Source organism: Macellibacteroides sp., from assembly GCF_050251695.1.
GTDB lineage: Bacteria > Bacteroidota > Bacteroidia > Bacteroidales > Tannerellaceae > Macellibacteroides > Macellibacteroides fermentans.
This window is the reverse complement of the sequence record NZ_JBFWMI010000007.1, coordinates 46,416-60,933: the sequence shown is the minus strand read 5'-3', so window position 1 is coordinate 60,933 and position 14,518 is coordinate 46,416. Positions and strand designations below refer to the sequence as shown.

At 42.1% G+C, this 14,518-nt stretch carries 12 protein-coding genes and 1 pseudogene; 3 read left to right on the top strand and 10 right to left on the bottom strand.

Going from position 1 to position 14,518, the window contains the following annotated elements; genetic code table 11:
* Together AB7E53_RS02370 and AB7E53_RS02365 are read right to left on the bottom strand one after the other, a co-directional pair.
* The coding region (locus AB7E53_RS02370) for a hypothetical protein (RefSeq protein WP_446773956.1) at positions 1-203 on the bottom strand (203 nt) is incomplete at its 3' end.
* Positions 204-537: 334 nt separating this feature from the next.
* Complete coding sequence (locus tag AB7E53_RS02365) at positions 538-1,128, bottom strand: hypothetical protein (protein ID WP_446773954.1); 591 nt, start codon at positions 1,126-1,128, stop codon at positions 538-540.
* A gap of 378 nt (positions 1,129-1,506) precedes the next feature.
* Here AB7E53_RS02365 and AB7E53_RS02360 point away from each other — a divergent pair, with 378 nt between their 5' ends.
* Together AB7E53_RS02360 and AB7E53_RS02355 are read left to right on the top strand one after the other, a co-directional pair.
* Complete coding sequence (locus tag AB7E53_RS02360; protein WP_446773952.1) at positions 1,507-1,623, top strand: DUF4372 domain-containing protein; 117 nt, start codon at positions 1,507-1,509, stop codon at positions 1,621-1,623.
* 78 nt (positions 1,624-1,701) lie between these two features.
* Positions 1,702-1,860, top strand: a pseudogene (locus AB7E53_RS02355) (IS4 family transposase); the annotation flags it as partial.
* Positions 1,861-1,898: 38 nt separating this feature from the next.
* Here AB7E53_RS02355 and AB7E53_RS02350 read toward each other — a convergent pair.
* Together AB7E53_RS02350 and lepA are read right to left on the bottom strand one after the other, a co-directional pair.
* A complete protein-coding gene (locus AB7E53_RS02350) occupies positions 1,899-2,591 on the bottom strand; it encodes a hypothetical protein (protein ID WP_446773950.1) in 693 nt (230 codons plus the stop codon).
* A 593-nt stretch (positions 2,592-3,184) separates the two neighbouring features.
* Positions 3,185-4,972, bottom strand: coding sequence for a translation elongation factor 4 (gene lepA / locus AB7E53_RS02345; protein ID WP_446773948.1), 1,788 nt, complete (start codon positions 4,970-4,972; stop codon positions 3,185-3,187).
* A gap of 84 nt (positions 4,973-5,056) precedes the next feature.
* Here lepA and AB7E53_RS02340 point away from each other — a divergent pair, with 84 nt between their 5' ends.
* The gene (locus tag AB7E53_RS02340; protein WP_446773946.1) at positions 5,057-7,228 is read left to right on the top strand and encodes a tetratricopeptide repeat protein; all 2,172 of its coding nucleotides are present in this window, start codon (positions 5,057-5,059) and stop codon (positions 7,226-7,228) included.
* Positions 7,229-7,236: 8 nt separating this feature from the next.
* Here AB7E53_RS02340 and AB7E53_RS02335 read toward each other — a convergent pair whose 3' ends face one another.
* From AB7E53_RS02335 to AB7E53_RS02310, 6 genes are all read right to left on the bottom strand, one after another.
* Complete coding sequence (locus AB7E53_RS02335) at positions 7,237-7,623, bottom strand: YbaN family protein (protein WP_446773944.1); 387 nt, start codon at positions 7,621-7,623, stop codon at positions 7,237-7,239.
* Positions 7,620-8,594: a methionyl-tRNA formyltransferase gene (gene fmt, locus AB7E53_RS02330; protein ID WP_446773942.1), complete on the bottom strand. Its 975-nt coding sequence runs from the start codon at positions 8,592-8,594 to the stop codon at positions 7,620-7,622. Before fmt ends, AB7E53_RS02335 begins: the two co-directional genes overlap by 4 nt.
* Before the next feature lie 4 nt (positions 8,595-8,598).
* A complete protein-coding gene (locus AB7E53_RS02325) occupies positions 8,599-10,383 on the bottom strand; it encodes a chloride channel protein (RefSeq protein ID WP_446773940.1) in 1,785 nt (594 codons plus the stop codon).
* 1 nt (position 10,384) lies between these two features.
* Entirely contained in the window at positions 10,385-11,743 is a 1,359-nt protein-coding gene (locus tag AB7E53_RS02320; RefSeq protein WP_446773939.1) for a sugar transferase, read from the bottom strand.
* A 7-nt stretch (positions 11,744-11,750) separates the two neighbouring features.
* On the bottom strand, positions 11,751-12,311 hold the full coding sequence (locus AB7E53_RS02315) for an L-threonylcarbamoyladenylate synthase (RefSeq protein ID WP_446773937.1): 561 nt from the start codon (positions 12,309-12,311) through the stop codon (positions 11,751-11,753).
* A 156-nt stretch (positions 12,312-12,467) separates the two neighbouring features.
* Positions 12,468-14,501, bottom strand: a complete 2,034-nt coding sequence (locus tag AB7E53_RS02310; RefSeq protein ID WP_446773935.1) for a M13 family metallopeptidase — start codon at positions 14,499-14,501, stop codon at positions 12,468-12,470.
* Between the last annotated feature and the right edge of the window lie 17 nt (positions 14,502-14,518).

The following is a 14,518-nucleotide window of genomic DNA, read 5'->3' as shown; positions in this document are numbered from 1 at the left end:
ATATAGGTAAAAGGCTGATCAAGTGGTCGAAAAAGAGGGAGTACTATAATCAATAGAAAAAAATCTTTTGGTAATTCCATTTCTTTTGAGTAGTTCTCAAACAAGAGAGCATCATTATTAAAATTACTTTTATACATAGAGGTACATTCAATAAAAAGCAAATTAAGTAAAACAATTAGTATCATACTTTTTTTAATTACCATGGTTTTATATTTAATAGATAGAATCCTAATTTCTTATAATCATACGATGCATTATTATACTGTTTATAAGTAACTGATCGTTTTGAGTAACCGACTTCATTAAATCCCCATAACTTTGCTTGTTGAGCCTCCCATTTATAAATGGAGGCATGCTGTTTTTTAGAATTCATTAATCCGGTCTTGAAATAACCTGCGTGAAGATATTCATGCCCCATTGTAAAATAGAGCTGTTCTCTAGAGGCAAATGCAGCTTTATATAAATACACGTTTGAACCTTTTCCTTTTCCTAAACATTGTGAGGCACCTCGAACAGATTGACCTTTAGTATTTTAAACTAATTCGATGATGTGATGTACCTTAATTTGTTTGTTTCAGTATTGAAAAGGAATTTTAACACTCCTGCCTTATACAACTGCCAATCAGCGCTTTTCCTTGGCTTATAATTTACATCTGCTAAAAAAGAAATCTCGATTTCATTTCCATTTTGAAGTATTCTAATATATTTTATAGGATATTCAAAGCTCTCACACGACTGACAGGGTAAAGAAATTAAAAGTTCTCCTATGTTTACGATTTTCCCATCTATAACATAGTAGGCATAAATTAAAGGATAATATTCATACTCTGTTTCCCATAAAACAATGTAAGAATCATCATTTTGTGATTTAAAACAATGTATCATCGATTTATATGAACTAAAATCTACTGTATCTATCAGTTTTGCATTTCCCAATTCCGTATTTGAGTAATACATAAAGAGTTGATAAAGATTACTATCGGCACTAAAATAAAACCAATCATTTACATTAATGCGAACCGGATTTTGCAGCTTAATTTGAAAAGAATTTTGTAGCTTAAATTCCGAACTAGAATGCTCACAGGAAATAAAGGTAAGCATAAGCAATATAAAATAAAATCTAATCATATTATCATCTATTTTTCTCTTTACAAAACAACAATCGGTAAAACTCGGTAACACATTCTTTATATGTATCAATAGGTTTTATTGCATAACTATAGTGTATTGTAGTAGATACGAGTGCAATACTTAACAAAATTCATTTCATTCCTTTTTCATATAAATGCATAATTATAAAGAAACCAAAGAGTTACCAGTAAAAAGATAATGTATTTTTTCATAACTAAAACAACATCTCCGTTATTTATCTTGTTTAACCGTTCATTGCTGTCCCATTAAAATCTAAAATAGTTCTTTGAAATATTTGAAATTTAGTTAGTTATAGAGGTTTTTCGAGCGCGACGATTTCAATTGATAACTTTGCAGCCCATAATAAAGGCTGCAATGAATAAAGAGAAATATGTGTTTGCCCAGTTGATCTCATTTCTGAATGAAGATAAATTTCGAAGCTTAGTCAACAAGTATCAAGGCAATCGCTACATAAAACATTTCACTTGTTAGAATCAACTGCTTCAAGATGTTATATCCTTAACAAATGCAACACACATTTCTGTTTTTCAATTAGTTTCCATTGTATAACATGACATGCAACTCAATAGAAGTACATATGAAGTCCTTCAAATTTTAAGCATATAACTAACGGAAAAAACATGTTTGACGGCCTTTTTTAACAAAACTATATTTCAAAATGACAAAGAACGATTCGGACTAAACGGATCAAGTTTATTTGATTTTTAATAACGTCCCAATTTTAATGGGACACTAGTGTTAACCGTTCATTTATAAATAAGTAAAAAGCTTTTATAATCTCCAAGCAACAATTTACTAACTAGCTTTTTATTGTTTATTAGAAGATAAAATGAGCATCTTAAATTTATGTCTTTTAGTTCCAGTTCGTTAGTATTTCTACACCACTTTCCTTCGGAAAGAACAATATCTTTGAATTCCAATTTATATTTGTTGTTTTGTTGTATGGAGAGCTTATAACCTTGCCCATCCTCATATACACCCAGATACAAAGGAATAAGTTTATTATGAGATATGTTATAGCTTTTATGTTCCTTTTGTACCAGTAGCGGATTTACATCGGAACGATATGCCCCATAATCCTCCATATAAACGTAATCGTTACGAATAAACCGCTTGTTTACTAAAAAGCTAAAAGCTTGTTTTGCGATAAGGGCTTTATTGTCTACAACCAAGCGAATTTTAAAGTTATGAATTTCATCGACAAGCATTACTTCTTTATTAACTAATGAAAATTTACCATACGATAAAACTACAGCGAAAACAATATCATTTGAAAGAAACTCAGAAAGCTCAATATAGTAATTGCCATTATTATACAAATAAAGGTTACAATCAATACCTCTTGCAACTCTACCGATAGAATAAAAACCTGATATTTCATTTTGAGCAAAACCAATGGTAGACACCATTATGCCAATAATCAGGATTATACTTTTCATATACTTGTTTAAAGTTTAAAACTCAATTCATCCATCTGTCTCTTTGCAAATTTATATTTTTCTCATGGATGTGGCAATAGTTATAATAAATACTTAATGAAGAAATAGGTATTAGGGGTTTTACTGACTTTCTATTATATAATTAGCTCCGTTAATGGGATAGATTAATTGTTTTCATTCCTGTATTTACTCGTCTTCCATATGTGTGATCATTGTCACTCAACTGAGGGACATTAGTCACACAGATGGAGGACAATGATCACTCAGATGAGAGACGAAGAATATACTTTGAGTTAACGACTAATCATCGATATGAAAAGCGTTAATTGCTTAAGAGAAAAAACCTGATCTGCCTTTATAATGGTTAAAGCTCTCGCATGAAATTACAAGATGATATCGCGAAGACGCTTACCTCTTGGAGGCGGTTGGGGATGACAGATGACAGATGATATGGATCCGTCACAACCATCTATCATTGGGCAAACTCCTCTTCGGCAGAGGGTTTAGAGACAAAAAATGAGAGATGACAGATGTTTTTCGAAATTATTCGAACTAAAAAAAAGGATGCCATATGACATCCTTTTCTTTTATTATTAATCCAGCTTCAGTACGGCCAGGAATGCTTTTTGCGGAACTTCCACCGTTCCGATCTGCTTCATTCGCTTCTTACCCTCTTTCTGCTTTTCCAACAGTTTACGTTTACGTGAGATATCACCTCCGTAACACTTAGCGGTTACGTCTTTACGTACAGCCTTGATGGTTTCGCGGGCAATAATCTTTGCTCCCACCGCTGCCTGAATGGCAATATCGAACTGCTGTCTGGGAATAAGCTCTTTCAGCTTCTCGCACATTCTGCGACCAAAGGTAACGCTGTTGTCCACGTGTGTAAGCGTTGATAAGGCATCCACCGGTTCACCATTCAACAGAATATCCAGCTTGGCAAGCTTAGACTCTCTGAAATCGTGGATATGGTAATCGAAAGAGGCATATCCTTTCGAGATACTTTTCAGTTTATCGTAGAAGTCGATCACAATCTCGCCCAATGGCAGGTCGTAATGGATTTCGATACGGTCGCCCGAGATGTATTCCTGTCTCAGCAAGATACCTCGTTTACCCAGACAAAGTGTCATAATCGGACCGATGTAAGCCGTATTGGTAATTACAGAAGCCCGGATATAGGGCTCTTCAATATGATCTATCTGTGTAGGATCGGGCAATCCGCCGGGGTTATGCACCTCGGTACAAACACCTTTTTTATCGAACACCTTGTACGATACGTTGGGAACCGTGGTGATTACGTCCATATTAAACTCGCGGTCCAGTCGCTCCTGTATTATTTCCATGTGTAGAAGTCCCAGGAAGCCGCAACGGAAACCGAATCCCAATGCTGCCGAACTTTCCGGCTGGAAGGTTAAGGAGGCATCGTTTAGCTGAAGCTTTTCCAACGAAGCACGCAGGTTTTCAAAATCTTCGCTGTCGATAGGATAAACACCGGCAAATACCATTGGTTTAACCTCTTCGAAACCGGCAATTCCTTCTTTGGCCGGACGTTTAACATGAGTGATGGTATCTCCTACCTTCACCTCTTTGGATGTTTTAATGCCCGATATAATGTAGCCCACATCGCCCGTTCTGATTTCGTCGCGGGGTGATGGCGTTAACTTCAATACACCGATCTCGTCTGCATTATACTCCTTTTCGGTAGCAATAAACTTAACAAGATCGCCTTTACGTATCACACCGTTTACAACCTTGAAATAGGCAATGATACCACGGAATGAATTAAATACAGAGTCGAAGATAAGACACTGCAACGGGGCTTCCGGATCTCCTTTCGGACAGGGTACCCGTTCTACTATTTGTTCGAGTATGGTGTACACCCCTTCGCCGGTTTTACCACTGGCACGGATAATCTCGTCTCTTTTGCAACCCAATAACTCGATAATCTGATCTTCAACCTCATCCGGCATCGCGCTGGGAAGGTCAATCTTATTCAGAACCGGAATTATTTCGAGGTCGTGTTCAATAGCCATATATAAATTGGAGATTGTCTGCGCCTGAATTCCCTGAGCCGCGTCTACAATAAGCAAAGCGCCTTCGCACGCAGCAATGGAGCGTGATACTTCGTAAGAGAAATCCACGTGTCCCGGGGTGTCAATCAGATTCAGAATATATTCTTCCTCCTTATAAACGTACTTCATCTGGATAGCATGACTTTTGATAGTTATGCCACGCTCACGTTCCAAATCCATGTTATCAAGAACCTGGGCTTGCATATCTTTGCCCTCAACGGTCTTGGTATACTCAAGCAAACGATCGGCCAAGGTGCTCTTGCCATGGTCTATATGAGCAATAATACAGAAATTGCGGATATTTTTCATCTGCCAATATTTTTTACGTTTGCAAAGATAGAGAAATTACCTAAATTTTCATACATTTGGCATACCATTTGTACAATACAATCTATGACAGTACAAGAAATAAATAAAGCCTACAACCGCATTGAGGGTTCTCTGAACAGCAAAGAACTAAAAAATGCCTTTGATTTTTTGCAGAAGCTGATTTACGAGAGTAAAGAATATTCGCTGCAGGATAAACTTACTGAATTACACGATACATATAAATACATGCTTCGCTACCGGGTAGAAGGAATGCGAGACCCGATGCAGAGTAAGATTTACAACGATCTGATGGCATCTACCTACGAGTTGGCGGACGATTTAAAGATGAGGCTCCTGCTAAGGATCTCGTCTGTTATCTACTTCGACCGCAAACGGATTGCTGCCTATCAGCCGCTTCAATCGTATCGTGTGCTGCACGACGAGCTTACAACGGCTGTGGAAGTGAGCGACTATAAGCAGATGGATGGACTGCAGCTGAATTTATTTAACCAGGTGTGGCTTTCGGGGCGGTTTACAAGAGAGGAGTTAAGTGATATACGGGATATTTTTGCCGACGACACGATTCCTTTTTCTGCCAGCTGCCAGATTGTGTCTGCCCTTTTATTGGGTTTGCAGACCTGTTTTGATGACGAGAAGGTGTTGCTGCTTTGCGATGCGGCCATGTCCGGAAAGGATGAAGTACGTGCCAGAGCGCTTATTGCGATTCTGATCACGCTCTATTTATATCATAAACGTATCGGATTTTATCCGGCCATATCCAACCGTTTGGAGGCTCTTGCCGAACGGGGTGGTTTTGTTAAGGAACTGCGCACCATCATTCTGCGCTTTATCTTATCGAGGGAGACCGAAAAGATTACTCAGAAAATTCAGAACGAGATTATTCCCGAAATGATGAAGATGAGTCCCAAGCTGAATAAAAAGATAAACATGCAGGACTTTTCTATCGATCAGTTGGGCGACGAAATGAATCCCGATTGGCAGAATATGATTGAGAACAGCGAGTTCGGCAATAAAATGAAGGAGTTTTCCGAACTGCAGATGGAGGGGGCGGATGTGATGCATTCGTCGTTCATTCACCTGAAAAGCTTTCCGTTCTTCAGCGAAATGGGCAATTGGTTTTTACCTTTCAATCCCCATCATTCGGCTTTCGGTTCGGCCTTCGGCAAAGGTTCTGAGTTTGACAATGTACTCGAAACAATGGCGCTTTCGTCGTTTATGTGCAATTCCGACAAGTATTCGCTGTACTTCAGCATCATGCAATTGCCGGAACAGCACCGCAAGATGATGATGGCCCAGTTTGACAGTCAGGCGATGGAAATGATTCAGGACCGTAAAGAGGAGTTTATGCCGGAAGACAAGCGGTTCGAATATATTGTGGGACAGTATGTGCAGGATTTGTATCGTTTCTTCAAAATACATCCGCGACACCTGGATTTTCTGGATCTGTTTGCGCTGAAGCTGGACTTCCATAACCTGCCGCAGGTCAAGGCTTTGTTGTCCGACAACGAAAGCCTCACCATCATTGCCGAATATTACCTGCGTAAAGGGTACATCGATGATGCCCTTGTGGTGTACGAACGCCTTGCGCTGAGTAGTCCGGATAACGAAGAGCTGTATCAGAAAATAGGCTACTGCAAGCAGATGAAGGAAGATGTGCAAGGGGCTCTGGAGGCTTACCTGCATGCCGATCTGCTGAATGGCGACAGTAAATGGGTTATCAGGCGGATTGCCGGCTGTTACCGTGCCTTGAAGCAACCGGAAAAGGCATTGGGTTACTATCAGCGATACGAAGCATTGAGTCCTGACAATCTTTCGGTTACAATCAGTATCGGTCACTGCCACCTTGAGCTTAAAAACTTCAGCGAGGCGCTTAAGTGTTATTTCAAGGTAGAATACCTCGACCCGGAAAGTCACAAGGCATGGCGCCCCATAGCATGGTGCTCGTTCCTGACAGGCAAATTTGAGCAGGCCCGCAACTACTATGGTAAGATTATGGGAAATTCGCCTTCTCTACAGGATATGCTCAATGCCGGACATACCGAATGGGCTTTACAGAATGTGAAGGGGGCTATCAACTTTTACAAAATGGCTGTAGAAGCTGATGGAGGCGATTTCCATAAATTTATGGAGCAGTTTACCCAGGATATACCTGACTTATTGTCAGCCGGCATCGAAGAGCAGGATATTCCGCTTTTGCTGGACGAACTAAGATATTGCATGGATGGATCTCTGTAACAAGAGATCTATCCGTTTTTCTTTTTTGTGGGGAACGAAAGAATATACCAGCTTACTGAAATGAAGATTACAAACAACAACATCTTAAGCCATAGTGCCACCTGTAACAGGGCAAAGGTAAAGATGGCAGATACCCAGATGGTACCGATAGAGAGGACCTTAGCCCTTAATGAAATGGATTTATCCACCAGAAATCCCCTTACGTAGGATCCGAATCTTTTATTCTGCATCACCCGGTTATACAACGTTTGCGAACTACGCAGGTAAAACCAACAGGTAAGCAGCCAGAAGGGAGTGGTTGGCAATAGCGGAAGCACTATGCCGATTCCACCCAGAATAAGGCATAGTGTTCCTGCTGCTATGTAAATTGTCTTTTTTAGTTTTTCCGGACTCACTCAACAATAAAATATTCTGTTAGCTTAAAGCCGTTCAGGAAATCAGTTACCGCCATGCGTTTCTTGCCTGCCAGCTGCACATTGAGCAGACGAACAAAGCCATCGGGTACAGCTATATCCACATGCGATTTTCCATCTGTACGGATATTCCCTACAGGTAGATCATGCGCCTCTTCTATTTTTTGAGTTGAAAAGACTTTTAACACCATTCTTTCGCCGGCAGGTGCCACCAGTTCTGTCCACGAACCGGGATAGGGCGATAATCCCCGCACAAAATCATACACACGCTTTACAGAGCTGTCCCAGCTGATCCGGCAGGTTTCCTTAAAAATTTTAGGGGCTGCACGGAGCTCTTTTGCATCGGTATAGAATGCCTCCTGCGGTGTTGCATCGGCCTTACCTTCCAGTATAAGATCCACGGTACGCAAAACCAGCTTTGCTCCCATTACCATCAATGAATCGTGTACCTTTTCCACATCGTCGGTATCGGCAATAGGCAGATGTTCCTGCAGAATGATCTTTCCGGTGTCAATCTCGTGCGTAAGGAAAAAGGTGGTTGCTCCGGTTTCTGTATCGCCGTTTATCACCGCCCAGTTGATGGGTGCTGCGCCACGGTATTGCGGAAGCAGTGAAGCATGCAGGTTGAAAGTACCCAGACGGGGCATGTCCCAAACTATCTCTGGAAGCATACGGAAGGCTACTACAATCTGAAGGTCGGCTTCCAAAGCCCTTAGCTCCTGTATAAAGGTTTCATCTTTCAGTTTTTCGGGCTGTAAAACAGGCAGTCCCTTCGATACGGCATATTGCTTGACCGGACTCGGTTGCAAGGTGCTGCCATGGCGACCTATGGGTTTATCGGGCATGGTAATCACCCCAACTACATTATATCCACCTTCAACCAGTAACCTGAGGCTCTCTACGGCAAAATCCGGAGTGCCCATATATACAATACGTAATGACTCTTTATTCATTCTTTTAATCTCCTGAAAAGTTTTCTACCAGCACTTCGCGGTAAGAATTAAAAATTTTCGATTTAGATACAAACCCAATATACCGCCCCTGCATATCTACCACGGGCAGGTTCCATGCCTTTGTGTCGTCAAAAGTTCGCATTATCTGCTCCATTGACTTGTTGATTTCAATCTTTGAAGCGGCCGACACCATAAATTTAGAAACATGAAAACGCTCATAAAGTTCGGGACGGAACATGATATTACGGATATTATCCAACTGTACGATGCCTAACAACACGCCTTTATCGTCTACCACCGGGAAGGCGTTGCGGCTGCTTCGGGCTATGACCTTCACCAGGTCGCCAAGACTCATGTGCGGGTTTACCACTTCAAAATCTTTCTCGATCACATCATCCATCTTCAGAAGGGTAAGTACCGCCTTGTCTTTGTGGTGTGTCATCAATTCGCCCTTCTGAGCCAAACGCATGGAGTAAATACTATGGGGTTCGAACATCAGAATAGTTAAATAGGCACTGATGGAAACAATCATCAGCGGCAAAAACAGATCGTAACCTCCGGTAAGCTCGGCAATAAGGAACACTCCGGTAAGCGGAGCATGCATAATGGCAGACATTACGCCGGCCATACCCAGCAGGGCAAAGTTCTTTTCGGACAGGTACATCGTAAACGGCAGGTAGTTGGATGTATGCGAAAATATAAATCCGGCAATACATCCCATATACAAACTGGGAGCAAAGATTCCCCCGGTACCTCCTCCCCCGTTGGTTGCACTGGAGGCAAAAACTTTAAACAAAAGAATCAGGGAGAGGAAGATGATGATGCCCCAATAGGAATCCGACAGTCCGGAAAACAAGGTATTATCCATCATCGTTAGAAACTGACCGTTCAGTAACATTCCAATTGTTTCGTACCCTTCGCCGTAGAGTGGCGGAAAAAGGAAGATAAGGATACTTAACATCATAGCTCCCAAAAGGAACTTCTTCCAGAAGGTGCCCAATTTACGATATTTCCCTTCAATGTTAACCATCACACGTGTTACATACAATGAAATCAAACCACAGAAAATACCTAAAAGAAGCACATATGGTATACGCTCAATTTCAAATATTTCAGTCTGAGAGAACTTAAACATCGCTTCGGGTCCGGTTACCACATACGACACCGTGGCTGCGGTAACAGACGAGATAAGCAGCGGCAATACGGAAGTCATCGTAAGATCCAGCATCAATACCTCGATCACAAAGACCAATCCGGCTATCGGCGCCTTGAAAATACCGGCAATAGCTCCGGCAGCACCGCAACCTACCAGCAACATCAGCGTTTTCTGCTCCAATCTGAACAGTCTGCCCAGATTTGATCCGATGGCAGCACCGGTAAGTACAATAGGTGCCTCGGCCCCTACCGATCCCCCGAAGCCGATGGTAACAGAGCTCGCCACCAGGGAGGTCCACGAATTATGAGGTTTTATACGACTCTTACGCTGCGATATGGCGTAAAGTATTTTGGTTACCCCGTGACTTATATCGTCTCTTACAATATACTTAACAAATAGACCGGCCAGCAGGATACCCACCACCGGATAGATAAGCAACATATAGTTTACCTCGCCGGCATGGTTGCCGCCGGTAAGTAATTGTTGAATAAAATGAATAAGTTGTTTAAGTATTATTGCAGACGCTGCCGTACAAATACCCACAAGAAAACTTACAATCAGTATAAAATTCTTCTCTTTAATTCGTCTTTCGCGCCACAATAAAATCTTGTAAAAAAAACCATCTTCAGCCATGTTAAATTCCTTTGCCGGTAAAAACCGTCCTTATTGTATAAATTAATATTGTTAAATCTAAAACCAGCGACATATTCTCGTAATACAATATGTCGTATTGCAAACGCTCAATCATCTTGTCGACATCACTTGCATATCCGTACTTCACCATTCCCCAGGAGGTAATTCCGGGTTTCACGTTGTGAAGCAGGTAGTAAAAGGGTGCCTTTTTTACAATCTTGTCTATGTAATACTTCCGTTCCGGACGCGGCCCAACAATAGACATATCTCCTTTCAGCACATTCCAGAACTGGGGAAGCTCGTCCAAACGATATTTACGCATAATCTTTCCGAAAGGAGTAATACGCGGATCATCGTCGGTAGACAGTAGCGGACCGTTGGTTTCGGCTCCTTCGTACATGGTTCTGAACTTATAAATCCGAAAAGGCTTACCCATGTATCCGATACGTTCCTGACTAAAAATGATAGGTCCCGGCGAATCCCGCCTCACCCTGCAGGCAACATACAAATACACCGGAGCAAGCAGCACAATGGCCAATGAAGCCACTACATAATCAAGTACCTTCTTAATATTCTTTTCAGCCTCCGAGAAGTTATTGTCGGTAATGTTTACCAGCGGAATACCCAGCAACGTTTTTACCTTTACCCCCGAAACCATGGATGCTTTATCCACCAACACTTTGATTGGCCGGTTGTACTGATACAATGAATAGAGTACATGCATTCTCTTTTCATTGTTGTGCGACTCGATAGCCACCACCAACTCGTCTACTGTTTCGGTCTCCATTACGGACTGCACATGTGCAAGCTCGTCTTCGTCCACCATCTCTACGATATCGTATCCCAACGAATACAAGCTGTTAGCCACCTTCTTTGCCTTGGATCCGGCACCGATAATCAACACCCGCTGCGCCCACTCTCTTTTATTTATTTTCCGGATTCCGGAAAGCGTAATCAGCAAGCGGGGTATATAGGTACATATAAACTGGATACCCAGCAATCCGAAGAAAAGCCGGTAGTATATGCCAAAAGAATGAGGCAGGTCGTTCAATAAAACCAGAAAGAAAACCACGACAGCACCGATCATCACGGACAGCAGGGTGGAAAAAAACTCGGTCACCCTCGATTTACCGAAAGGCTTGTTATAATAGCCCGACAAATAAAAAAGGGCAATCCAACCAAATGGTATAAGCAACCACCCCTGCAATACATGCGGATCCAGCAAAAACCTTTCGAGGGAAGTATATCCCTGATAGATTCCAACCTCATCGTATCGCAGCAGATTAAATAAAAACCACGCCAGCAAAGCAGACAGAAAGTCCGAAACGATGTATTTTAGTGTCTGCCGGCTTTTGTTCATGTCTGGGTTACCTGATTACCTGCACAAGGCCGCCCTCTCCAAGCTTTATGATACCCGAGGGGTTGGCTTTTATTATCTCTTCTTGCCTGAAGTTAACCACATAGTCGACACCCGCCTTGATCTCTTCCGAAATTTCATTGAAATTAGAGGGAGAAGGCTGACCGCTTATATTGGCTGATGTAGATACAATCGGTTTCCGGAAACGCTCGCATAATGTTTTCGAGAAGGTTTCGTTCGTAATACGGATACCTACACTCTGATCGTCTGCCAACAGATTCGCTGCCAGGTTCTTTGCTTTCGGATAAATAATGGTAAGCGGCTTATCTGCCACCTCTATCAGATCCCAGGCGATATCGGGTATCCGGCTCACATACATATTAAGCTTGGCGGGATTGTCGGTAAGCACAAGCATGGCTTTGTTGTCGACACGCCGCTTCAGATCATACACTTTTTTTACTGCCTCTTCGTTGGTCGCATCGCAACCAATACCCCACACTGTATCGGTGGGATACAGGATAATGCCACCTGCCTGCAATACCTCGCAGGTCTTTTTAATTTCCTCTATCATTGTATTACCTAATAATATTACAAAAATACAAATCATTCTTATACTTCAAAGTAAAAAACTGAAGATAATGAACGAATAACCACTATATAAATTAAAAAACCTCCATTTGTGATTATTTAGTACCACAAGTGGAGGTTTTAATGAAGAAGCTGGTGTTTACCAGATAACTACACGTTCTTCAGGTTTCATGTACATCGCATCGTTTTCTGTAATGTTGAATGCTTTGTAAAAATCATCCACGTTACGCAATGCTGCATTAACCCTCCATTTACCCAAACTATGCGGATCTATTTTTGTTAAACGTAAAATCTCTTCATTACGTATATTTTGTCCCCATAATGCGGCATAACCAAGGTAGAAACGCTGCGTGGCTGTAAAGCCGTCGATAGCAGCAGGCTCTTTTCCCTGAAAACTGCTTTTTAATGCTTCGTACGAAACAAGCAATCCTCCCTGGTCGGCTATGTTTTCACCCAATGTGAAACGACCGTTGGCATGTACTGAATCGAGTACAAGGATGTTGTCGTATTGCTTTACAAGCACATCCGCCCGTTCGGTAAAACGTTTTGAATCTTCGGCTGTCCACCAGTCCTGCAAGTTTCCGTCTTTGTCGTAGTTACGTCCCTGGTCGTCGAATCCGTGTGTCATCTCGTGACCGATCACCACTCCGATGGCTCCATAGTTAACGGCATCATCTGCATCAAGGTTGAAGAAAGGAGGCTGCAGGATTGCTGCCGGGAAACAGATTTCGTTAGTTGTAGGGTTGTAGTAAGCGTTAACGGTCTGCGGACTCATATGCCAGCGTGCCTTATCGACCGGTTTACCTGCATCGGCAAGGTAATATTCCGTATCGAAAATGTTAGAACGTACTACATTGGCCCAATAGGAATCTTCCTTGATTTCCAGCTTGCTGTAATCACGCCATTTGTCGGGATAACCAATCTTTACGGTAAAGGCAGCCAGTTTTTCCTGAGCCTTCACCTTGGTAGCATCACTCATCCATTGCAGGCCATTGATTCTTTGACCCAATGCCTTTTGCAGGTTACCCACCAGTGTAAGCATTTTTTCTTTAGCTACAGGAGGGAAATATTTCTCTACATAGAGCTGTCCCACGGCTTCAGCCAGAGCGCTGTTGGTTGTTTCAAGTGCACGTTTCCAACGTGGCTGCTGCTCTTGTTTTCCGGACATGGTTTTACCGTAGAAGTTAAACTTGGCTGCATAGAAGTTGTCGTTCAGGTAAGAGGCGGCTTCGTTAAGCAGGTTGAATGCCAGGTAATACTTTTGTTCATCCACCGATGTTTTCTTCATCAGGTCGCTCAAGCCTTTGTAAAAAGAGGCCTGCTTGGCATCAATTTCAGGAATGTCTTTTAAACCTAATCCACCGAAGTAAGTATCCCAGTCAAGTACATCGTAAGCCGACTTAAATGCGGCCAGACTCATCTTGTTATAGTTTTTCTGTGAATCACGTAAATCTTCGCGGGTGAAAGATACATTGGCAATGCCTGTCTCAATTTTCATTACCGCCTCTGTAGCAAGTTTACTCTGATCGGCAGAGTATCCTGCCAAAGTAAAGAGTTGGCTTACATAACTTTTGAAAGCTTCGCGGATGGTTTTTGTCTCTTCAAGCAGGTAATAATCGCGATCGCCCATGGACAAACCCGACTGATATAGCTGAACGATATTCATTGAACTGTTTTTCTCGTCGGCACCTACATACAACTGAAAATAGGGAGACATTCCCTCCTTGTGCATCGTAGCGATCATAGCCGAAACCTCTTTTTTACCTGTAACGGCTTCGATGGCTGCCAACTGATCCTTTACCGGATTGATGCCATCGGCATTCAATTTGGCACTGTCAAGTCCCATGGCATAGAACGTACCGATCTTCCAGGCAACGCTGCCAGCTTCCGATTTATTGGCTTGCAGCGATTCGATCAGATCTTTCAACTGTTTTTGGTTATCTTCCCGCAACTTGTCGAAAGAACCGTAGCGGGCATACTCTGGTTTAAGCGGGTTTTGTTTGATCCATCCTCCGCAAGCATATTGGTAAAAATCACTCCCCGGAGATACCGTAGTATCCAGGTTGGCCAGGTTAATGGCCGGAGTTTTAGAAGCATCCTGGACTGGCTTGGTTGTACACCCTGTAGAAGCCACCAGTCCTGCGATCAGAGAAAAAGCAATCATTTTTTTCATTTTGTTCGTAAGATTTT

Excerpts from the sequence above, each read along its gene's own strand:
- lepA (WP_446773948.1), bottom strand. The coding sequence starts at position 4,972 with ATGAAAAATATCCGCAATTTCTGTATTATTGCTCATATAGACCATGGC.
- AB7E53_RS02350 (WP_446773950.1), bottom strand. The coding sequence starts at position 2,591 with ATGAAAAGTATAATCCTGATTATTGGCATAATGGTGTCTACCATTGGT.
- AB7E53_RS02360 (WP_446773952.1), top strand. The coding sequence starts at position 1,507 with ATGAATAAAGAGAAATATGTGTTTGCCCAGTTGATCTCATTTCTGAAT.
- AB7E53_RS02365 (WP_446773954.1), bottom strand. The coding sequence starts at position 1,128 with ATGATTAGATTTTATTTTATATTGCTTATGCTTACCTTTATTTCCTGT.
- AB7E53_RS02310 (WP_446773935.1), bottom strand. The coding sequence starts at position 14,501 with ATGAAAAAAATGATTGCTTTTTCTCTGATCGCAGGACTGGTGGCTTCT.
- AB7E53_RS02325 (WP_446773940.1), bottom strand. The coding sequence starts at position 10,383 with ATGGCTGAAGATGGTTTTTTTTACAAGATTTTATTGTGGCGCGAAAGA.
- AB7E53_RS02340 (WP_446773946.1), top strand. The coding sequence starts at position 5,057 with ATGACAGTACAAGAAATAAATAAAGCCTACAACCGCATTGAGGGTTCT.
- AB7E53_RS02320 (WP_446773939.1), bottom strand. The coding sequence starts at position 11,743 with ATGAACAAAAGCCGGCAGACACTAAAATACATCGTTTCGGACTTTCTG.
- AB7E53_RS02315 (WP_446773937.1), bottom strand. The coding sequence starts at position 12,311 with ATGATAGAGGAAATTAAAAAGACCTGCGAGGTATTGCAGGCAGGTGGC.
- fmt (WP_446773942.1), bottom strand. The coding sequence starts at position 8,594 with ATGAATAAAGAGTCATTACGTATTGTATATATGGGCACTCCGGATTTT.